Consider the following 19,668-nt stretch of genomic DNA (forward strand, 5'->3'; position numbering starts at 1 on the left):
CTTAGCCGTATCGGTTTTATGCTCAGTAAAAACGATTGTACGGGCTGGCAGATGCCCGTTTCTTGCTTCGACTGCCAATGCAAAATACTTTCTGACACGTACCTTGAGATGATAGAAGCGGTTGACTGGCAGCGTTTCAGCTTCGTTGAGAAGAATAATAAGCGTGGCAGGCCATCGATTTACAGTAAAATCGCTTTACTCAAAGCCCTCGTCTACATGGAGTTGGCCGGTATTCCGAGCGTTAGTAAATTGGTAAGAATACTGGCCGGTGATTTATATAAATTAGAGATCCTTGGCTTTAATCAATTGCCGAGCGAAAGCACGTTCAGCAGGTTCAAAGAAAGCATTGAGATTGACAGGATCATGCGGATTCTGAGGAGCATGATACGGGACAAAGACCCGGATTTCATGTGCATGGTCGGAGTGGACAGCACGAGCCTTCCGGCGTTTAACAAGACAGATCCGGACGCTGCGTGGGGCTACGATCATATCGCCGACGAAATGTATTACGGGTACAAAATACACCTGCTGTACGATCTTCCCACGTTAGCGCCCATCTGCAGTGTAGTGACTCCAGCCAATATTCATGACACCACACAGGTCTTGCCGCTACTAGAGAAAATGGGCTCGCACAGCCTATTGATGAACGGGCTGTTTGCTGATATTGCCTACGATTCCAGAGAGCATATCGAACGTCTTTACCCGTTGGGCATACCTATGATTAACAGGACTAACCGTAGAAACACTAAGAAAGAGCTTCCCAGGTACCGGATACAGGAGTTCATCCCCTTCCACGATATCACCCTGAACAAATTATATAAAAACCGGATGCATTGCGAGTACACCAACTACCTTTTAAAAGAACACCTCACCCTAACACGAGTAAAAACTACCAGAATCCTTCGAGTTACTATAAAGACCGGACTCACACTGATAGCACGACAAATCCAAGTACTCTACCAGCTAGTTAAAGGAGCAAACCCCCGGACCACAATCATCGGATAAATTATGCAAAAGTCTCGGATTGAAAAATACTAAATAGTAATAGTTGTATTTTTTTATGAGGTTAGGTATGGTTGATTTATCATTTATATCTCAAATATTCCGGTGCGGTACTTGTATAATCATACCAGTACTATTCATTATGTTAATTATAACTTTAATACAGCCTAAATATGGAACATTTTTCTTAAAAGATGTCGATAATAAATTGAGAAAAAGAAATGGCGTATTAATTTGGACTGGAGCTATTATACTCTTCAGTATCATAAATGGCTTTTCTATTGGCACATCAGGCATGGGCGATAGTAGCGCGAGCCCAGTCTTTTTAGGAATAGTGGATGCAATAGTTTATCTTATTATATCGCTATTTTTAATCGGGTTTATCCTGGTTGTTTATGTCATTGGTGTGTTTGTATTCAAGATGTTGACTTCTAAGCCTATAAATAATTCAGTCGTGATAGAAAAAGCAAACGCCAAATCTGATGCAAAACCAATTAATCAGCCTAAAAAGCCTGTTTACAATGTAAATAACTTACTTAGACAACTTATTTACGGTGAACAGCAGGCAAAAGTAAACGCTGCATACTTATTAAAAGATGTAAACCAACCCCTCCTTCAAAATATTCTGCATGCGTGTGTTGTAGAGTATAATAAATATCAAAATAGTATTAACAATTATAATAATCAAATAAGGTTATCTCCATATGGCAGTGCCAGCTGGGTTATCGGGTATGAAATTGGTCAGAGCATATCTAATAACGCAATGAAATCTGCGATCCTCAATAATGAGAGACGGTGGAAATCGGCACTAAATGGTGCTCAAATATACATTTATCACTCTTGTGAATCTGTTGATGCAGGATTACTTGAGCTTACCAATCTCATGTATACAGGTAGTGCTGAAATCGTTGAACAGGGTCAATATGTGGTTAAATCCTGGGGTGTATCACTAGTCGAGCCTTTAATAAAACAATACGATAATCCTCATGCGGAAATTCGATACGGTACGATATTACTGCTTGCTGCATTAGATGATATCAGGTCATATGATCCCATTAGAAGGGGGTTACAAGATTCTAGCCAGAATGTAAGAGATATATCTGCAATAGTAATAAAACAACTAAATATTCCCTTAAATCAACCAATACAGAAAGAAGTTATCAAGGAAATCGTAAAAATCCCATGCAAATACTGTGGCACTTATATTGAAAACACGGCTACATTTTGTCCAAGTTGTGGTGCACCTTTGGGTAAGTAAAAATGGATTTGCCCCACCTAACGTGGGGCATATATTAGGGGTTCGGCATAATCCAATAACAAGTTGTTGGTGGATTTTTACTGCATTATTTTTCTTATGGGCAAAAACCTTAGTACAGACGAGCAGGCGCCCTCTTCTTGCCCTGATAACTATCATAATATATTTTCCAACGTATGCCTCTTAATGATAGAAGCGGTTGACTGGCAGTGTTTCAGGTACCCATAGAAGAATAATAAGATGGGCAGGACTCCCCAGTACAGTCGGATCGCTATGCTACGGGCACTTCTCTACATGGGGCTAGCAAATAATCTGGGGGCAAAAGAGGACTTCATGACCACGGTTGGTGCGGACAGTACCAGCCTCCCTGCGTTCAGCCGACATGATCCGGATGCCTCGCGGGGTACGATCATATCAACGAGGAAATGTATTACGGGTACAAGATCCACTTACTGTACGATCTGATTACACAGGCGCCGATCTGCAATGTTGTTACTCTGCCAACATGCATGACACCACACAACTCATACAATTGCAGAGGAAAATGTGCAGTCGTATCCTCCTGGTTATGGGTTTGTTCGGCGTTATTGCCTACGGCACTAAAGAGCACGTAGAACTCATATACCCGATATGCTTACGCATGATCAACAGGATTAATAGGCGGAACACGAAGAAGGAGCTTCTCAGGTACCAGATACAGGAGTACATCTCCTTCCACGATATCATCCTGAGCAAATTATATAAAAACAGGATGCATTGCGAGTGACGAACTACCTATTGAAAGAGCCTCTATACCTAAAACGAGTAAAAACTACCAGAATCCTTCGAGTCAGAGCGAAGACAGGACTCACCCTGATAGCACGACAGATACATGTACTCTACCAGGTTAGACATGGAGCAAGCCCCCTGACCACAACCATCGGATGACTTATGCAAAAGTCTCAGTTAATGAGAAAAAAATATGGTTGCCAAATTCTATTTGGCATCAGGTTAGCTAAACAGTAAACCAAATTTTATCATTGTTGAAGCCGATAAGATAATGATCATATCCTTCCTTGACACAGAACGTTACCCAACCGATAGTACTGTCACCCTTGAACAATTCCTTACTTAATTCAGGTTCCATAGTTGTAAACCATTCATGGTCATACTCTCTAGTATTATCCGGAGAATATGCTGTAAAATCACTACCTGATATGTAGTAGCTTTTTGGAGTGTCTCCGACTTTATAATCAATGAATTCAACTTTGTATTTTACTATTAAATATTCTTCACCAGCATCAGGTTCAGCCGGTTTCATATAGGTATATCCATCATTGTCATTTATTAAATTATATGCTTCTGCACCTCTCTTTGCATCTATACAAGTTATTTGGATTTTACTCTCTGGGATACTTCCAGCCTTAAACTGCACAGTTGTTCCAATAGGAGCGGGATTTGCTTTTGCAAACCCAGTAGGTACTGGAGTTGGAGTCACTTTTGTTTGCGATTGAGATGAGTACGTTGATGTAGATGCAGTGGGATTTACCGTAGATCCGCTATCCGAGGAGGTATTTCCAGTAAAACAGCAGCATCCGCAAAGAACTACTGTTACTAATAGCAGTAAAACAAAGGTAGATACTTTAAATAGATTCAATTATTACACCCCTTATTTTTAACCATGTTAAATGTTAATCTGTATTTAATCTTTTCGGCTCTTCTCCAAGGTTGGGATTGAGTCCTGTTGGCTGATCGGTAAGTAGTAAGGCATCGTTTGCTCTTTTAGTTTTGGCAAACAATCATGAGTAAACGATGCAAATACTCGATGGTATTCAGTACCGTGTATAATTTTCCAGGCTTTAAGATTGTTGGTCTGAGCGTGATGACCATGCTGGTTGGCATGGTGGTCATCCAGCTCGGACGATCGAAGCATAAGGTCCGGTGTCCTTGCTGTAACCGTGTGGTGAAACGTTTTGAAGGCTCGTATGGCCGGCTTGTCCGTCACCTGGACTTCTCGGGGTTCGAATGCTACCTGTACTTTGAGGAGTACAAATTGCATTGTAAATGTGGGTACCGTGGGTATGAGGATGTGGGTTTCGTAAGGGATTACAGTAATTGTACAAGGGCGTATGAAGCGTATGTGGGCCGTCTCTGTGATCATATGAGTGTGAAAGAAGCGGCGAGCTTTGTAGGGTTGGACTGGAAGACGGTTAAGAACATCGATAAAGAATCTATTCGGTCAGCCCTGAAGGGTTTGTCCGAGGTGCATCCTGTCAGGATTGGTGTTGATGAGATCGCTTATCAGAAAGGGCATAAATATCTCACGGTCGTCCGTGACGTGGACCATGGTTATGTCCTCTGGGTTGGCCTGGACCGTAAGAAGGAGACTCTGAACGCCTTCTTCCAGGAGCTTGGACCTGAGAAATGTCAGTTGATCAAGGTGGCAGTTATGGATATGTGGGATCCCTTTATCGCTAGTGTGAAAGAGTACACGAGGGCGGACATCGTCTTCGACAAGTTCCATGTCGCTAAAAAGGTGAACGAAGCGTTGGATTCGATACGCCGACACGAGTTCAGGAATGCTGGTAAGGATGAGCAGAAGGAGTTCAAGAAAAAACGTTTCCTGATCCTCCTGAGAAACGAGAATGTGCCACCTGACCGACGAGAAACCCTCAACAGTCTCCTGGAGAAGAATCAGACCCTGTACAGTGCATATGTGCTAAAAGAGCAACTCCTCAGCATCCTGGACGAAAAATGCTACGATGTCGCCATACGACGATTGGAAACCTGGAAGGCCAATGTTCAGGAGTCCGGCATACAAGAATACGACAAAGTGGTGAAGACCATTAACAATTACCTGTACGGCATCCACAACTACTTCAAACACGGAGTGACGAATGCCGCCAGCGAGGGGTTCAACAATAAGATCGGGCTCATCAAACGTAGAGCATACGGTTTCCGGGACATCGAATACTTCATGCTAAAAATAATAAAAATATGCGGCCTCTAACCCCGATCCCAAACAGGGAGAAGAACCATCTTTTCATTATTTGGAAAAGTAAAATTTATCATGGATTAAAACATTGCTAATTAAGATTTCAATTTATGGATGTGATGTTATAGAGGAAAAAAGTTTTTTATCAAATGCTTTTAAATTTTTAAATTCAGCATTATTAATGGTATTATCCGCAGGTGTAATTGGAATCCTTGTGATTTTAATAATTGCTGCTATTGTAGTTCTTCTGGCGGTTGCATTTAGCTGCTTTATAATGTGGGCTATGTGTAATGCATGTTCTGATTATTCAAGTGTCTCACCGGCTGCTATAGCAATTTTAACGTCCATATTGCCCTTTTAATTTTATTTTATATTTATTTTGAACCATATGTTATTATTAACGTATGAAATATATACATAGTCGGTATTTTTATTAATTTTAAAAGTAACCCACCCTTCTATCGAATCGTTTTTAAGTAACTTCGATTCAATTAGCGGTTTCATTGAGGATGCTTGCAACCATTCCGGTTTACCTGAACTGTTTGAGGATTGATACAAATAAAAATGGCCATTCGATGCATAAAAATATCTATTTTTTTCATTACTATTTACAAATGATATATTAAACTTAATAATTAGATATTCATAATTGCCATTTGGTTGTATAATAAAAGCATCTTTTGAATTTACTAACATACGATTATATGCTTCGATACCATGATATGACTCAATACACACTATAGACAACTTGCTGCCCTTAATGTGATCATCCTTAAATAATACTATATCACCTATGGAAGCTGGGTTGTCTTTTGAAAATCCCAATTCCGTCGATGGCGGTTTACCCATAGTATTATTGCTCTCACTCTGAAATATAACTACCATTAAGGAAAATAATATTGTCAAGGCGATAAGGATTACAACAATATATATAGCTTTATTTATTAACGAACTCATTCTAATACCATATCAAAGTTTTGACGATCGATTTTATTTAAGATAATTGTCAAATAATGTCAGAGGGTAACTGATGAACTGGTATATGTATTTACCCTATGAAATAATAGCCATCTATTATTTTTAAACCTTAACTCTTGGTTTTAGGGAATATGTCTATTTGTAGTGCGTAGTTCAGAGGCTCGATCTTTTTCGGTATGTCTGATACCAGGCTGCCTTCATCCAGTTCGATCATGTAGATTTTGCTATACTGTTGCAGGATGTCTTGCGGACTGTACTTGTCAGCGAGGCTTGCCTGTTCGATTTAGTTTAGGTCTTTAAGAGTTACCTATTTATCGCTTCTATCCCAATATTATCTCATAAGCCCGGGCTATCGTAACAGTCGCTGTCGCTGATATTGTGCTGTCGCCAGTAGCGTCTGCTGCGAAGTCCTGTAAGAAGGCATAACATGAACGTTAATTACCTCAACACGCTTATCGCTGGTATCGCTGTCTCCGTCTTCATCGGAGGCATGCAGTTTCTCGGCTGCTGCTGCTGGCCGGTTGACCTCGCCCTGCTGATCGCTGCGGGTGCCCTTGCGGTGCACCTGTCTGCAGTTTCGATCATGACCCGGGACGACGCACTGGTCACCGGCGGGCTCGCGGGCTTTATCGGCGGGCTCGGGGGCGGAATCCTGTATGCTATCATGGGCTTGATCATGAACCTGCTGTTCGGCACCCTCTCTTTCTTCAGCACCGAAGATCCCGAATCAGTGATCGCAGGCACCAGCATCTTTACTTTCTTCTCCGGCCTCTCCACTATCGTTTGCTGTCTGCCGACTTTCGTCGTCGCCGGCATTGCCATGGGCGCGCTCGGCGGACTGCTCTACGTGAAGATCAGGAAGTGATCAAGGTGCATACCCGGTGGCTGCGGGACGCCGCCTGAGCCCTTTTCTCACTATCTCCTACATTTCTGCTGCACAGTCCGCCCGATCCGACCGATAGTAATTACCTGTCAGAAGTGAACCTTTAACTCATGAGGCACGGGTACTCTCAAGCCGTAATGATCGGAGTCGTCGCCGGCATGATCTTAATCGTCTCTCACCTGATCTTCGTCATCACAGGTGTTGCTGGCGGCTTTTTCGTGCCGTTATTCGGATGCGCCCTCGGCTGCATCGAATGGCTTCTAATAGCGGCGTTTCTAGCAGGCGTGGGCTGGTATACTGCTAACTATACCTGGGCCACAAAAAGAGATGCCATAGCACTCTCCGCCATGGCTGGCCTGATCACTGGCGTGGTATACCAGAGCATCGGCCTGATCATCGGATTCCTGTTGATCCCGATCGCCGGCATCGCCGCGGCAATTGCAGGCTACGCCATTGCCGGCGACAATAATCCGCTGTTCACCGCAGGGCTGGCCGGAGCCGCCGGTGCAGCGCTGGCCCTCGGCATAACTATCCTCAAATTCCTCTTCTGGGCTGGCTTCAGCACTGTCTTCGGCGCGATTGGGGGCGCCATATATTCAGCCCAGTCCAGAAAATAGCGCACTCCTCATACTCTGCTTATTACTTTCAGGGTTCTCTGACGCAAGCTATAAATAACTAATGTGCATTATAATGAAAATAAGTTAGATATGTTGGTGATTATAGATGACAGGGCAAAAGCTCGAGTATCTCTGCAAGCTCGACTACTCTCCGGCAGTTGAGTCAGGCATACGGTGGGGCAGGATTGCCGCCATAGTGATCGCAGTCGATCTATTGTTCACGCTTGCCAGTTTATCCGTTTACTCTTTGATCAGGCAGATAGATCTTAGCATTAGCGTAGAAAGAAGCCTGATCTCGATAGTGAACACGGGAGAAATCCTCGCGGCAATCGTCTTTTTCCTGTTAATAGTCGTATTTATGGCAAGCGGCATCACTGGCTTAAGAAAGGCTCAATGTACTGGCTCTCTTATCCAGGTTGCCTGCTTATCTGCGGTATCAGGCCTCATCACTGGGGCAATGGCAGCCGCTGCCCTGGTAGTCAGTAACGTCGTCATAAGACTGTATACGATGCCTCAGACCGGCTACGTCACGATGTTCAGCCAGTTTTCCCCCGATAGTATCTTCAATATCCTGCTATGGGTTCCAGTCATCGCGCTTGTCGCTATCGTAGCTGGAATCTGCTATACGGGTTTCTTCGTGATACTAAAGAAAGTGTAAAATTTCTCAGCATACTGGCCAGGCTTAACTGGTCAGCCTTATATGCTCGTCTGAAAAATGGGATTTTTCATGTAGAGGCTATGATAAATCGAAAGCTGGCCCTGAATAGGTAGAAAATACCGCCAGGCACGCCAAGGTGCCAAGCTCGCCAAGAGCTAATTTTTCATGTAACGCCAGGAGGCCAGGCTCGCCAAGGACTTCCTGACAGGATCAGAAGATACCGTAAAAAATCTTGGCGCTCTTGGCCTCTTGGCGTGCCTGGCGGTATTTTCGACTCACACAGGGACAACTATCAATTTTTCCCCTAATTTAAAATACCCCTCTCCATCCACGAGTCGTTCCTTTAACTTTTAAGGTGTCGGGTACCATTTACGCGTAGTAGGCGAAGTTTTACTAGAAGATCAGCCTTCAGTCAGCCCTTTTATTGAACTTTGAGTACTTCGGGTACTTCGTGTAAATGGTACGGGCACTCGTATGAAAATTAAAAAGCCTAAAGCTCTATATCCATGAGCTTCAGTAATTTCTTCGCCCACTTGAGCTTCTTCAGCTTCTTCGGCGTCACGTTCGTGTCATCTAAGTCGAACCCGATGATCTTGATGCTTTTAGCCCCGAATTCTTTAGCCAGGAACACGCACCGGTCGCCGTCGGAGAAACCGCCGAAATTAAATACGTTTTCCAGCGGGCGTGCCTGTGTAGTCCCCACGACGTGCTTCAGCTGCGGCACCAGCGACTTCACGCTCTCTACGTTATCAGCATGGGCATGGGCCAGTATGATCGCGCCGTTTGCGTCCGCTTTTAGCAAATCCTCGTGCGACCCGTCGAGGTCGGAGACGACGATGTCGGGTACGATACCCTGCCTGAGCAGAGTGGAGACGGAGCCATCCGCCGCGATGACCGTGTACCTGTACCACCAGTCGATCTTTGCCATGTCCTTCTCGAGCGTGGGCGCTTTGCCGCACACGATCACGTCACGGCCCCGAATTAGATCTTCGACTTTTCCGAGCCAGGGAGAAGCGGCCGGGAGGAGGGAGGAGAGCAGCCGTGCAGCTGCCTCATCCCCTTCAGGCGTCCACCCGAAATCGGCCAGGATGGCCTTATAGTAGGGCTCCCACTCTTCGTACTTCATATCTTTTCCAGCCCGATGGTCATGGGAATGCCTTCTACATCCCAGTCCTTGACGAAGCCGGCGGCCGGCTTCTCAGTTTTGAGGTCCAGCGTATCAGCCCTGACTTCACCGGCAGCGTAGTCCTTCATGCTCTTCACCAGGTCGAGCACCTTCTCGTCGCCCACGTAGACTTCCACCTTGATCCGGTCCTCCACGTTGAGGTTCATCTCCTTCCGCATGTCCTGGATGCGGCGGATCAGCTCTCTGGTGTAGCCCTCCGCTTCCAGCTCTTTCGAGAGGGTTACGTCGACGTAGACCTTGCCGCCCGGGAAGTCGGCCATGGCGAGGCTCTCGGGGATGACGTCCCGGAAGCTGACCATGTCCAACAGGATGTCGAACGAGCCTTCGGGTATCTCGACGATATACTTCTTCTCCTCCTCGATCGCCTTTTTCACAGCCCTGCCATCGGCCTCTTTGAGGGCTGCGGTCACTTTTCCGGCCACAGCCTTAAATATGGGGCCGATCAGCTTCGGGTTGGGCACGACTTCTACTCCGAGCTCGGTGTTCGCCTCTCCGGGGGCCAGCACGACGACTTCCTTGGAGTTGGTCTGCTCCCCGATGACTCCCGACAGGTCTTTGACTGCGGTCACCACGTCCGGGTTCTCCGCTGCGACCACGATCTTCTGGACCGGCCACCTGAGCTTCCTCTTCGCCTTCTGCCGGGCGTTGGAGGAGGCTTCCACGATCTTCCGGGCGATGTCCATGTCCCTGTTCAGCTGCTCGTCGAGCAGGCTGCTGTCAACGACAGGCCAGTCACACATATGTACAGAAACTGGCGCCTCTGCGCTGACGTTTCTGACGAGGTTCTGGTACATGCGCTCCGCTATGTACGGAGTAAACGGCGCTATCAGCTTGACGGTAGTCACCAGCGTGTCATATAAAACCCTGTATGCCGCCAGCTTGTCCGGGTCGTCCGCCTCTACCCATGTCCTCTCTCTGGCCAGCTGGACGTACCACCTGGACAGGTCTTCGAGGATGAAGCTTATGATCGAGCGTGTGGCCCGGTGCAATTCATAGGTGGCCATGTAGGTGTCCACGTCCTTGATGACGGCCTGGAGCTTCGACAGGATCCACCGGTCTTCCACGCGGAGGCTGCCCTTAACAGATTCTAAGGTGACCTTTGCCGGGTCGAACTTGTCGAGCACCATGTAGGGCAGCGGGAACCTGTAGACGTTCCAGAAGATGTTAATGGCCCTGTTGATGTTGCCGCATTCCTCCCACGAGAAGCTCAGGTCTTCCCACGGGGCGTTCTGCGATAACACATACAGGCGCAGCGTGTCTGCGCCCAGCTTCTCCACCACGTCCTCCGGGGCGACTACGTTGCCCAGGCTCTTCGACATCTTTTTGCCCGTCTCGTCTAACGTGAAGCCGTGCATGCATACGCCGTTGTACGGCGCCTTGCCGAAGCCCACCATGCCAGCTCCCAGCTGCGAGTAGAACCAGCCTCTTGTCTGGTCGTGGCCTTCCACGATGAAGTCGGCCGGCCACCAGTCCATCAGGTCTTTCCTTCCCGGGAAGTGCAGGGTCGCCCACGACGCCACTGCGGAGTCGAACCACACGTCGAAGATGTCCTCGACGCGGCGCATCGAGCCGCCGCACTCGCACTCCAGCCTGACTTCGTCCACGAAGGGCCGGTGCAGGTCGGGGACTTCCCTGCCGACTTTCCGCTCCAGCTCTTCCTTTGTGCCGATCACGTCCAGGCTGCCGCATTTCTCGCACTTCCATATGGGTATAGGTATGCCCCAGTACCGCTGCCTGGATACGCACCAGTCCCTGGCGCCGTTCACCCAGTCGTAGAACCGGGCGGAGCCGGCCCAGTCGGGATACCAGTTGACCCGCTTGACCTCGGCGAGCATGTCTTCCTTCATCTTGCTGACCGCGATGAACCACTGGTCAGTTGTGAGGAAGATGATCGGAGTCTTGCACCGCCAGCAGTGGCCGTACCTGTGCTCGATGGTCGTGGCGCCGAGCAGCAGGTTCCGCTGCCTCAGGTCTTCCATGATCTTCGGGTTGGCTTCGCGTATTTCCATGCCCGCGTAAGCCCCCACCGAGTCGTCGTAGTGGCCGTTCGCCTTCACAGGGCAGTAAGCCCTGATGCCTTCCTTGAGGCCGAGCTCGAAGTCGTCGAAACCGTGGCCGGGGGCGATGTGGACCATGCCGGTGTTCTCGCCGACCACGAAGTCTGCAAGGTAAACCTTATGCTCTGTCTCCTTCTGGCAGGGGATAAGGTCTGCGAGGGGGTGCACATACTCTGTGCCCTTTAGCTCTTCGCCGGTCATAGTCTTGAGCACCTGGTAGTCTGCGTACCGGCCCATCTTGAGGACTCCGTCCACAAGGTCTCTGGCTATGATCAGCTTCTCGCCGTGCTTCTCATATAGTTCCTTGACTTTCTCCTCGCCTATGGCCTCCTTCATCTTCGCTACCTTGTCCGAGTAGCGCATCGGCTTGGGCCGGCCGTCAGAGTGATGCTCTACCAGCGTGGTGTGGTCAAGGCCTGCCTGCATGGCGGCTTCTTCCAGCACTGCCGCAGGAAGGGCGTACACCATCGCGTAGGTGAAGTCCTTGTTGGCGGCGACCGCCATGTTGGCCGGTATGGTCCACGGGGTGGTGGTCCATATTACCAAAAAGCCCTCTTCGTTTTTCAGCGGGAACTTGACGTAGATTGAATCGTCCTTCCGGTCGGCGTACTCGACTTCCGAATCCGCGATCGCAGTCTCGCACCGGGGGCACCAGTTGACGTTGCGCAGGCCTCTCTCGAGGAGGTGCTTTTCGTGCGCCTGCTTGATGGTCCACCAGGCGGCCTCGATGTACTCGTTTTTCAGGGTCATGTACGGATCGTCCCAGTTCATCCAGACGCCGAGCTTCTTGAACTGCGAGGTCATCTCGTGCATGTTGCCGATGGCGAACTTCTTGCACTCTTCCGTAAAGCGGGCTACGCCGAACTCCTCGATGTCCTTCTTGGTCTTGAACCCGAGAATGCTCTCGACCTTAACTTCGATCGGCAGCCCGTGCATGTCCCAGCCGGGCCTGTCTATGAGGTCGTAGCCGTTCATGCTACGGTATCTCAATACCGAGTCCTTGATGATCTTATTCCAGGCAGTGCCCAGGTGAATGCGGCCGGTCGTATACGGCGGACCGTCCACGAAGAAAAATCTCTTGCTGCCCAGCCTCTTTTTGCGGGTCAGGGCGTACGCATCGCTGGCCCGCCAGAGCTCATCGACTCCGGCCTCCAGACTCTTGCTACTGTACTGCTCTTTCTCTTCCTGTATCACTTCAATTCCTCGCGAAATCGTATACACTAAATGAGATGTAGTGTGAAAATTTTTGCATGTGCAGAACGGGGATCGGGTTACAAAACGGGGCCATGGCGGCCAATAAAGCAATCCCACGCATTCAAGTTCATATGCACCGTACTAAAATGATGCCTGCTATACATAAAGTTTATTGTCCGGACCTCTGCGGCAGTACTGCCGATATAATTGTATCTGAAGGCGAAAACAAAGGACAGTACTTTAAATATACGTGTGACTAAGAAGTTATTGTGGTCATATGAAGCCCATTTCAGGCCTGCTATTACTCCAATTGATTCTGATGGCTGTTACACTCGCCGGATGTTGCGGCCCCATCAACTCTGTCAACTATTCAGGAGATCCTGTCATCGGCACCTGGAACTGGATGAGCCCCGGCGGCAGTGCTGGCATAGAAGCCTCGTACACTTTTGCCGCCGACGGCACCTTTACCCGGACCTACAAGGAGGGCTCCGTAGTAGAGACGCATTCCGGGACATGGAGTAAGACGGATACCAATACGTATGCACTGGTCTACAAGGGAAAGAACCCCGGCTTCGACTCCGAGAACCTGTACTACCTGAACCAGACAGGCCGCCTGCGGAACGACTCGAACGACTTCTTCAAAAAGGCTGCATAAGCCCGGCACTCATTTTTTATAAATCGAGATCCGCACGGGCACGTGGTCTCCGGTGAAGAACCGCCCCGCAGCCTCTGCGGCACACTCGACAACCGGATCCAGGCCTTCCGCCACCGGGCCGAACAGCTCTACGTCGACCAGGTCGCCTTCCATTTCCCGGTCGATGTGCCAGATACCAGTGACTGCACCGCCGATCACCGCCGTGCTGACCGACTCCCCGAACCGGGTGATCATCCTGTCTAAATAAAGGCCTGGCACAAAGCGCTCCCGCCTGGCATACGCTTTCACATACGGGTCATCGGCGGCCAGTATGGCGATAGCAGTGCCGGGCTCCTTATCCCCGATGTCCTGCCCTGCCGCGGTGAAATATTCTCCGGCGCAGCCCTCTATCTCCACCTGCTCAAGCGCCTTTCGATCCAGAGTTGCCTGCGCTTCTTTCACTGAAATACCCAGCCACCAGGCGATGTCATCTACGCTCACCGGGCCATAAGCAGCAACGTACTGCCCTGCCAGCTTTCTGACCGCTTCCTTCCGGTCCATGTCAAGCTTCATCCTGCCAAACCTGCGAGAGAATAGCGAATATCTCCCCGGGTCCTCGCACGGTGCCCTGCCCGTTCCGCCCCTCAGGAGTTCCCACCGCTCCCACATAGCCGTGGCCACGACAGCGACGTTCGTCGACCGCTCCTTTTTCTTACCCTTAGTCTTGACCAGGTCCCTGGACACGCCCGGCTTGAGCCCGTTCTTGAGCTGAGGCAGCGTCTTCTCTTTCGTGCCCAGCGCTTCGATAATCGCTGCACTGGTCCGCCGGTACTCGTCCTCCCCGATGCCCCACCCCTGCAGCAGCGACTTCGCCCGCGCCTCCCGGGACTCCGCCGAGGCAGCAAAAACAGCGGGCATCAGATCCGTGTGCATCACCTGTAAATTACCCTTTAAGCCTCTCACCCTGGCCAGCCTTCCGCCAGAGAGCGATTGCTGGAAGGCAGCAGGGTTGAAATTTTTCACACGCAGGCTGAGGCTGTAGCATGTATTGGGCAAGCTACCGGAGTCTATGACCAGAAGATCTTTCACCGCCTCTTCCAGGCTGGAAGCTTTACGATTGGCGAGCATCTGCTTTTCTAGAATAAACGCGTTGACTGCGGTGGGTGAGTAGATCTTCATTACCATTAGATCGTTTTTGGTATGCATTTAATCTTTGCTGATTTGTTGGGGATAGTGCGCCAGCATTACGGGCTTTGCCCGCATATCCCGGCCCTAACTTTCCGGGCGCCCTCAGGGCGCACCGGTAAGTTATATATCATGATAATACATGCTTGCATAACAGGTGATCTCAATGGAGAAGAGCTCTCAGATCTCAGGCTTTTACAAGCTTCCTCCGCAGGAGCGGCTGGCTAAGGTGAAGGAACTCGCCGGCCTGACCGACGAGGAAGCGGCAGTCATCGGCGCTACGGGCGCGTTAAAGTGGGAACAGGTCGACCGCATGGTGGAGAACGTCATCGGCGTCATTCCAGTACCGCTGGGCGTGGCAGTGAACTTTAGGGTCAACGACAAGGACTATCTCGTGCCGATGGCCATCGAGGAGCCCTCGGTCATTGCGGCGGCATCCAACGCGGCCAAGATGGCCCGGGAAAAGGGCGGCTTCAAGACCAGCAGCACCGGGCCTGTCATGCGCGGCCTCATCCAGGTGACCGAGGTCAAGGACCCGTTCAGCGCCCGGCTCGAAGTGCTGGCAGCCAAGGACAAGATCATGGAGCTGGCCAACGCTGTGGACCCGATCCTCGTCAAGTTCGGCGGCGGGTGCAAAGATGTCGAGGCTTACGTCCGGGAAGTACCGAACAAGCCCGGCCACACCATGCTGATCGTCCACCTGATCGTCGACTGCCGGGACGCCATGGGCGCCAACGCAGTCAACACCATGACCGAGACCGTCGGCCCGCACATCGAAAAGATCACCGGCGGCAAAGTATACCTAAGGATCATCTCCAACCTCGCAGACAGGCGCCTGATGAGGGCGAAGGCCGTATTTGGCAAGGAAGCCATCGGCGGCGAGAACGTGGTTGACGCGGTGATTAAGGCGTACGAGTTCGCGCTGGCGGACCCGTACAGGGCAGCCACTCATAACAAGGGCATCATGAATGGCATCTCTGCCGTAACTCTCGCGACGGGCAACGACACCCGGGCCATCGAGGCAGGCGCCCACGCTTATGCCGCGATCACCGGCACCTACAGGCCCCTGACCACATACGAGAAGAACGCTGACGGCGACCTCGTGGCGACCATCGAGCTGCCTCTGGCCGTCGGCTTAGTCGGCGGCGCGACCGCGTCGCATCCGACTGCGAAGGCGAACGTGAAAATCCTGGGCGTCAAGACGGCCACCGAACTGGGAGAGGTCATGGCCGCAGTAGGCCTGGCGCAGAATTTCGCGGCGCTCCGGGCGCTGGCGACAGAGGGTATCCAGCGCGGCCACATGCAGCTGCACTCCAGGAACGTCGCCATCCAGGCCGGCGCCACGGGAGACCTGATCGACCGGGTTGCAGAGGCGATGGTCAAGGAGAAGAAGGTCCGGGCTGACCGGGCTAAAGAGCTGCTGGAAGAGTTCATAAAACAGTAATCTGAACTCTTCTTTTTCTCTTTTTACTAACGAATCTTCCGGCAACCGGGTAGTCTTTGATATAAAACTCTTTACAGGTACCACGCTGTGAGCTGAACCTCGACGATCTCCGGGTAGCGGTTATTTCTCGAATCGCTCCAGAAACTGTTCCCCGGTATGTCGTCATCTTTGTTGATGGTCACCAGCTTTCTGACCTTGACGCTGTTGTCGCCCGGATCGCCGTGCTTGATGATGTTCATAGTCCTGTAGCCTTTTGGATTATTGTAGTTGTCATAGAAGTAGAAGTCTACATTATATGCAACATCCGAGGGCAGGTAGCCATCGATAGACTCGTTCAGGCGTGCGATACCCGGGTCATCTTCACCGGACAGGTTTGCGGGCAGGGGGTTTGCCAGGTATCGAGTTTGGCCGCCTTCCCATTCCAGGACGCAGTTCTTTAGCTCACTCGTGTTCTTCTCGTCAAGCCGATCAATGCAAATCAGGATATCGCTTGATTTCTGCTGAAGCTTCATGTCCAGCGTCATCTCTGTCTGGGGAGTGACGACTGATACCGACTGCAGGATGAAGATCAGCAGCCCTATCAGTATGCCTGCAGCGATCAGTCCTTCAAGTGTATATATCTGGCCCCGGTCACCAGAGGTCATCGGACCACACCTCCAGAGTAAACGTTCCCGGGTAACAGACGCTTTGTCTTATATATAGTGGGTCATTGATGAAGCCTACCTCATTACCGGGTAATACCGACTCAGGATCAGCGCCCGACTGGCTTATCAGGAGATAGCTGATATCGTTAGCTGATATCGTTTCGTGGAAGAACTTAACTTCCACCGTATCGCCCTTTCCTATCGCGATCGGGGTGCCGGGCATGGGGCCGTATGGCAGCTCATCTCCGTTTACCATGATGACGTAGTCCATCTGATAGAATAGATCGTTCATCGGGAAGCTGGTCTCGTCCCCCCGGATCGCGCTGATCGTCCAGTCCTCTTCTGCGTTGTACAGGCGTATTATGACGTCGTGCTCGTCTGACGAGGGGCGGCCGGCCAGATTTACCCGGAGCACCTTACTTTTGGCACTGGTATCAAGGGGGTTCTGGCAGTCTATGAACAGCTGTTTTCCCGTGTCGACCTGCACGTACCTCTGCATCTTTTCCATGTTGTCGCCGGGCTCTGATGAGTCTATGTTCAGCAGGGTGATGTCTTCACCTTTCATGTTTGTCATTACCAGGTCCATGTTGAAATCATACGTGACAGTGCCGGCAAGCCCGATCCTCTGCCTGATCTCGTCATATTTGCCCTTATCATAAATACTCTGTAACTTCTCCACTTTATCAAGGGACAGCACGTTAGGCGACTGCTTATCTCTTGCCAGCCCGAAACGCTGGAAATTAGTAAAAGGATACTCATCGCTGTAGGTTATTTTTTGTAGCTCCCACGAAGTATAACCATCGTTTTCTGTATAGTTATACCAGCCCGGGTCTTCAACTAGCACAGCGCATGTCTTATATGCCACTGCGCTCAGGTCCACCGCTCCCGGCTGGTACGGGGTGAACAGGGTGGGCACGAACGTCAGCACGTAGAGGAAACCGAGGAGAAAAACACCCATCCCGATCAGGAAGTCGATATTGGACTGTCCGCGGCGATTTTTTAACTGTAACATCTGCGTGTGCTCCTGTGCCTCTAAGATGAGATCGACATCGGGTCGATCCGGACGGTATGCTCGCTTATGATGAGCTTTTTGACGTCCTTAAACGTAATCTCTACTCCGTCAGACGTATCGGAAACCGTGGTGTCTACGGGGTTGTCCTTAAATGCGGCCGACCACGCGCTCGGGTAGTTTGTTTGTATCTCTAGCTTGACCTCATCGTTACCAGCCGGCGGATTATCATACGCTTGCACCTGGCTGTTCAAATGTTTCATATACAGGTTGATAGTGCCGGCGCCCGAGAACTTTTCAGCCTCGCAGTCCAGCCTGATCACATTTATTACAAGGACACCGTCAGGGCTCATGAAGATTCTCGGGGCAGTGATCATGGAGTCATAACCGCCCTCCATCTTCCACAGGCCGCCGTTCTCGATCGATATGCTGCTCTGCAGGCCGGCAGGCTGATAAGTGATCTCTCCCACTTGGGCGTCATAATCACAAACATAAGTATGGTTCTCAATATCTTTCCCCGCATAGGTGATAGTGACCCTTTTTGCAGGGTCTTTACTGATAGTGCCGCTGTCGATGTGTATCCGGGTCAGCTTGACCGGCATCTCCTCGAAGGCCACACGCTTAATGTCGCTCTGGACCAGCTTGAAGCCCTGCTCGACGTTCTGGAAGTTGCTGATCTCTTTACTATTGTTAAGGATGTTCGTCCCGAACAGTAGTATCATTGCGATGCCAGAGACTATGATTCCAAATACCAGTATGGACCCTAATGTTTCCGATACTCCCTTATCGTCCCTTACTCCTCGCCCCTTACCTGCCATGTGTTGTGAATCCTCCTGTTTGTCCGGGATACATCCGGTTTTGTAATAGTCCTTTTACGTCTTTTTCTCGACCCTTTCTCTATCAATCGGTTTACAATCTGCCGAACAGCTCCAGACTTCTCTTCTCCTGAGTCCAGATCACCGGGGGGTCGATTCATAGGATATCCAGTGTGTATCGCTGAGGCTCGTCGTCGTACCGTTCAGGTTGATAGTGGAGTGCACCCCGTTCACAGTGATCTTCCGGCTGACGCCGCTCTCGCGGGAGTATACTTCTACCTCTGCGTCGCTTCCGATCGGCTCGATCTTAACCGTATAGCTCTTGCCAGCCACATCCCGGGGTATCTCAAAACTGGTGTAAATAGTGCCATCTGCCGGAGCCACGAGGTACGTATCGAGAAGCTTTGCCGCCACCTCGTTTCCTACGTCCGTGTACTGGACGGAACAGACTGACTGAGTCGGGGAGTTGACAAACAATCCGTTGAACATCACCAGCAAGATCGTGAAGAGTATGAACGCAGTGATGAACGTAATCATATACTCCAGAACTGCCGATACGCCAGCCTCATCCCTGCTCTGATCTTCCCCGGCCTTTCGATATTGCTGCCATAACGTTATACCTGGTTTATCGTGTTTCTCGTTCGTGCCCTCACATCCCCACCATGGATCTTTCGCTGAGTCTAACCCTCATAGCAAGTAGACGACAGTTTTTTCCGTATACGTAGTGCCACCATCGCTGTAGTAAATCTCTAAAGCGACTTCGCCTATCATGTCACCAGTCTGGTGCGGCTGAGCATCGACGTCCAGGTCAACACCCTTCATGGCGTACATGTGTTCCAGGTCTGCCTTAAAGTACAGGTCAAAGCTATCTTTGAACGCCTGGCTTCTGCCATTGTAATCGCTACCTTCCTTGTTAGCCGCAATACCGAGCGCGTAAGCTTCGTTGACGACTTCTGACCGGATTTCCCGTATGTCATTTTTTGGGAAGTCGACGATCGAGCTCGACGAGGCGCTGCCTGCCATCACCGACTGGTTAACGAAGACCAGCAGTACAGCCATGCCGACTCCTGCCACGATCCCCATGAGCAGCAGCCACTGGCCGGAATCATCCGTCTTTCTCATCATCTTCCCAC

19 protein-coding genes and 1 pseudogene are annotated in these 19,668 nt (G+C 50.2%); 10 read left to right on the forward strand and 10 right to left on the reverse strand.

What is annotated here, in order from left to right; translation table 11 throughout:
- Positions 1–18: 18 nt before the first annotated feature.
- The 3 genes and pseudogenes from RCI_RS11765 to RCI_RS17640 all read left to right on the forward strand — a co-directional run bounded on the left by RCI_RS11765 (position 19) and on the right by RCI_RS17640 (position 3,184).
- Complete coding sequence (locus RCI_RS11765; protein ID WP_012035141.1) at positions 19–1,005, forward strand: transposase; 987 nt, start codon at positions 19–21, stop codon at positions 1,003–1,005.
- Positions 1,006–1,072: 67 nt separating this feature from the next.
- Positions 1,073–2,260, forward strand: a complete 1,188-nt coding sequence (locus tag RCI_RS11770) for a zinc ribbon domain-containing protein (RefSeq protein WP_158308911.1) — start codon at positions 1,073–1,075, stop codon at positions 2,258–2,260.
- A 96-nt stretch (positions 2,261–2,356) separates the two neighbouring features.
- Positions 2,357–3,184 (forward strand): annotated as a pseudogene (locus tag RCI_RS17640) (transposase).
- A gap of 67 nt (positions 3,185–3,251) precedes the next feature.
- On the opposite strand, the gene RCI_RS11780 reads toward RCI_RS17640, so the two are convergent.
- The gene (locus tag RCI_RS11780) at positions 3,252–3,893 is read right to left on the reverse strand and encodes a hypothetical protein (protein WP_012036671.1); all 642 of its coding nucleotides are present in this window, start codon (positions 3,891–3,893) and stop codon (positions 3,252–3,254) included.
- Between the two features lie 144 nt (positions 3,894–4,037).
- On the opposite strand from RCI_RS11780, the gene RCI_RS11785 reads away from it, so the two are divergent.
- Positions 4,038–5,246, forward strand: coding sequence for an ISL3-like element ISArch12 family transposase (locus RCI_RS11785; RefSeq protein ID WP_012036672.1), 1,209 nt, complete (start codon positions 4,038–4,040; stop codon positions 5,244–5,246).
- Between the two features lie 73 nt (positions 5,247–5,319).
- A complete protein-coding gene (locus RCI_RS16750; protein WP_148266614.1) occupies positions 5,320–5,592 on the forward strand; it encodes a hypothetical protein in 273 nt (90 codons plus the stop codon).
- A gap of 2 nt (positions 5,593–5,594) precedes the next feature.
- On the opposite strand, the gene RCI_RS11790 is transcribed toward RCI_RS16750, so the two are convergent.
- On the reverse strand, positions 5,595–6,137 hold the full coding sequence (locus tag RCI_RS11790; RefSeq protein WP_158308912.1) for a DUF4352 domain-containing protein: 543 nt from the start codon (positions 6,135–6,137) through the stop codon (positions 5,595–5,597).
- Between the two features lie 499 nt (positions 6,138–6,636).
- Here RCI_RS11790 and RCI_RS11795 point away from each other — a divergent pair, with 499 nt between their 5' ends.
- The 3 genes from RCI_RS11795 (at position 6,637) to RCI_RS11805 (ending at position 8,367) form a co-directional block, all read left to right on the forward strand.
- Positions 6,637–7,074, forward strand: a complete 438-nt coding sequence (locus RCI_RS11795) for a hypothetical protein (protein ID WP_012036674.1) — start codon at positions 6,637–6,639, stop codon at positions 7,072–7,074.
- A gap of 155 nt (positions 7,075–7,229) precedes the next feature.
- On the forward strand, positions 7,230–7,709 hold the full coding sequence (locus RCI_RS11800) for a hypothetical protein (protein ID WP_048198540.1): 480 nt from the start codon (positions 7,230–7,232) through the stop codon (positions 7,707–7,709).
- A 106-nt stretch (positions 7,710–7,815) separates the two neighbouring features.
- Positions 7,816–8,367 carry a hypothetical protein gene (locus RCI_RS11805; RefSeq protein ID WP_012036676.1) on the forward strand — a complete coding sequence of 184 codons (552 nt, stop codon included), beginning with the start codon at positions 7,816–7,818 and terminating at the stop codon, positions 8,365–8,367.
- 490 nt (positions 8,368–8,857) lie between these two features.
- Here RCI_RS11805 and RCI_RS11810 read toward each other — a convergent pair whose 3' ends face one another.
- Together RCI_RS11810 and ileS are read right to left on the reverse strand one after the other, a co-directional pair.
- Positions 8,858–9,493 (reverse strand): 6-hydroxymethylpterin diphosphokinase MptE-like protein, encoded by a 636-nt coding sequence (locus tag RCI_RS11810; RefSeq protein WP_012036677.1) that lies wholly within the window; start codon positions 9,491–9,493, stop codon positions 8,858–8,860.
- Complete coding sequence (gene ileS / locus RCI_RS11815; protein WP_012036678.1) at positions 9,490–12,804, reverse strand: isoleucine--tRNA ligase; 3,315 nt, start codon at positions 12,802–12,804, stop codon at positions 9,490–9,492. Before ileS ends, RCI_RS11810 begins: the two co-directional genes overlap by 4 nt.
- A gap of 277 nt (positions 12,805–13,081) precedes the next feature.
- Between ileS and RCI_RS11820 the strand changes: the two genes are divergently transcribed.
- A complete protein-coding gene (locus RCI_RS11820) occupies positions 13,082–13,459 on the forward strand; it encodes a hypothetical protein (RefSeq protein WP_012036679.1) in 378 nt (125 codons plus the stop codon).
- Positions 13,460–13,468: 9 nt separating this feature from the next.
- On the opposite strand, the gene RCI_RS11825 is transcribed toward RCI_RS11820, so the two are convergent.
- The gene (locus RCI_RS11825; protein WP_012036680.1) at positions 13,469–14,617 is read right to left on the reverse strand and encodes a winged helix DNA-binding domain-containing protein; all 1,149 of its coding nucleotides are present in this window, start codon (positions 14,615–14,617) and stop codon (positions 13,469–13,471) included.
- 172 nt (positions 14,618–14,789) lie between these two features.
- On the opposite strand from RCI_RS11825, the gene RCI_RS11830 reads away from it, so the two are divergent.
- Positions 14,790–16,067 carry a hydroxymethylglutaryl-CoA reductase, degradative gene (locus RCI_RS11830; RefSeq protein ID WP_048198544.1) on the forward strand — a complete coding sequence of 426 codons (1,278 nt, stop codon included), beginning with the start codon at positions 14,790–14,792 and terminating at the stop codon, positions 16,065–16,067.
- Positions 16,068–16,138: 71 nt separating this feature from the next.
- On the opposite strand, the gene RCI_RS15905 is transcribed toward RCI_RS11830, so the two are convergent.
- From RCI_RS15905 to RCI_RS15910, 5 genes are all read right to left on the reverse strand, one after another.
- Positions 16,139–16,711, reverse strand: a complete 573-nt coding sequence (locus RCI_RS15905; protein WP_052309967.1) for a DUF7288 family protein — start codon at positions 16,709–16,711, stop codon at positions 16,139–16,141.
- A complete protein-coding gene (locus tag RCI_RS11840) occupies positions 16,698–17,723 on the reverse strand; it encodes a DUF7287 family protein (RefSeq protein WP_012036683.1) in 1,026 nt (341 codons plus the stop codon). Before RCI_RS11840 ends, RCI_RS15905 begins: the two co-directional genes overlap by 14 nt.
- 20 nt (positions 17,724–17,743) lie before the next feature.
- Positions 17,744–18,538, reverse strand: coding sequence for a DUF7289 family protein (locus tag RCI_RS11845; RefSeq protein ID WP_012036684.1), 795 nt, complete (start codon positions 18,536–18,538; stop codon positions 17,744–17,746).
- A 138-nt stretch (positions 18,539–18,676) separates the two neighbouring features.
- Positions 18,677–19,153, reverse strand: coding sequence for a DUF7266 family protein (locus RCI_RS11850; RefSeq protein WP_449288708.1), 477 nt, complete (start codon positions 19,151–19,153; stop codon positions 18,677–18,679).
- Between the two features lie 69 nt (positions 19,154–19,222).
- The gene (locus tag RCI_RS15910) at positions 19,223–19,660 is read right to left on the reverse strand and encodes a hypothetical protein (RefSeq protein WP_012036686.1); all 438 of its coding nucleotides are present in this window, start codon (positions 19,658–19,660) and stop codon (positions 19,223–19,225) included.
- Positions 19,661–19,668 lie beyond the last annotated feature (8 nt).

The organism is Methanocella arvoryzae MRE50, from assembly GCF_000063445.1.
Classification (GTDB): Archaea; Halobacteriota; Methanocellia; order Methanocellales; family Methanocellaceae; genus Methanocella_A; species Methanocella_A arvoryzae.

Excerpts from the sequence above, each read along its gene's own strand:
- RCI_RS15905 (WP_052309967.1), bottom strand. The coding sequence starts at position 16,711 with ATGACCTCTGGTGACCGGGGCCAGATATATACACTTGAAGGACTGATC.
- RCI_RS11820 (WP_012036679.1), top strand. The coding sequence starts at position 13,082 with ATGAAGCCCATTTCAGGCCTGCTATTACTCCAATTGATTCTGATGGCT.
- RCI_RS15910 (WP_012036686.1), bottom strand. The coding sequence starts at position 19,660 with ATGATGAGAAAGACGGATGATTCCGGCCAGTGGCTGCTGCTCATGGGG.
- RCI_RS11800 (WP_048198540.1), top strand. The coding sequence starts at position 7,230 with ATGATCGGAGTCGTCGCCGGCATGATCTTAATCGTCTCTCACCTGATC.
- RCI_RS11825 (WP_012036680.1), bottom strand. The coding sequence starts at position 14,617 with ATGAAGATCTACTCACCCACCGCAGTCAACGCGTTTATTCTAGAAAAG.
- RCI_RS11795 (WP_012036674.1), top strand. The coding sequence starts at position 6,637 with ATGAACGTTAATTACCTCAACACGCTTATCGCTGGTATCGCTGTCTCC.
- RCI_RS11810 (WP_012036677.1), bottom strand. The coding sequence starts at position 9,493 with ATGAAGTACGAAGAGTGGGAGCCCTACTATAAGGCCATCCTGGCCGAT.
- RCI_RS11805 (WP_012036676.1), top strand. The coding sequence starts at position 7,816 with ATGACAGGGCAAAAGCTCGAGTATCTCTGCAAGCTCGACTACTCTCCG.
- RCI_RS11840 (WP_012036683.1), bottom strand. The coding sequence starts at position 17,723 with ATGTTACAGTTAAAAAATCGCCGCGGACAGTCCAATATCGACTTCCTG.
- RCI_RS11785 (WP_012036672.1), top strand. The coding sequence starts at position 4,038 with ATGAGTAAACGATGCAAATACTCGATGGTATTCAGTACCGTGTATAAT.
- RCI_RS11845 (WP_012036684.1), bottom strand. The coding sequence starts at position 18,538 with ATGGCAGGTAAGGGGCGAGGAGTAAGGGACGATAAGGGAGTATCGGAA.
- RCI_RS11830 (WP_048198544.1), top strand. The coding sequence starts at position 14,790 with ATGGAGAAGAGCTCTCAGATCTCAGGCTTTTACAAGCTTCCTCCGCAG.
- RCI_RS11765 (WP_012035141.1), top strand. The coding sequence starts at position 19 with ATGCTCAGTAAAAACGATTGTACGGGCTGGCAGATGCCCGTTTCTTGC.
- RCI_RS11770 (WP_158308911.1), top strand. The coding sequence starts at position 1,073 with ATGGTTGATTTATCATTTATATCTCAAATATTCCGGTGCGGTACTTGT.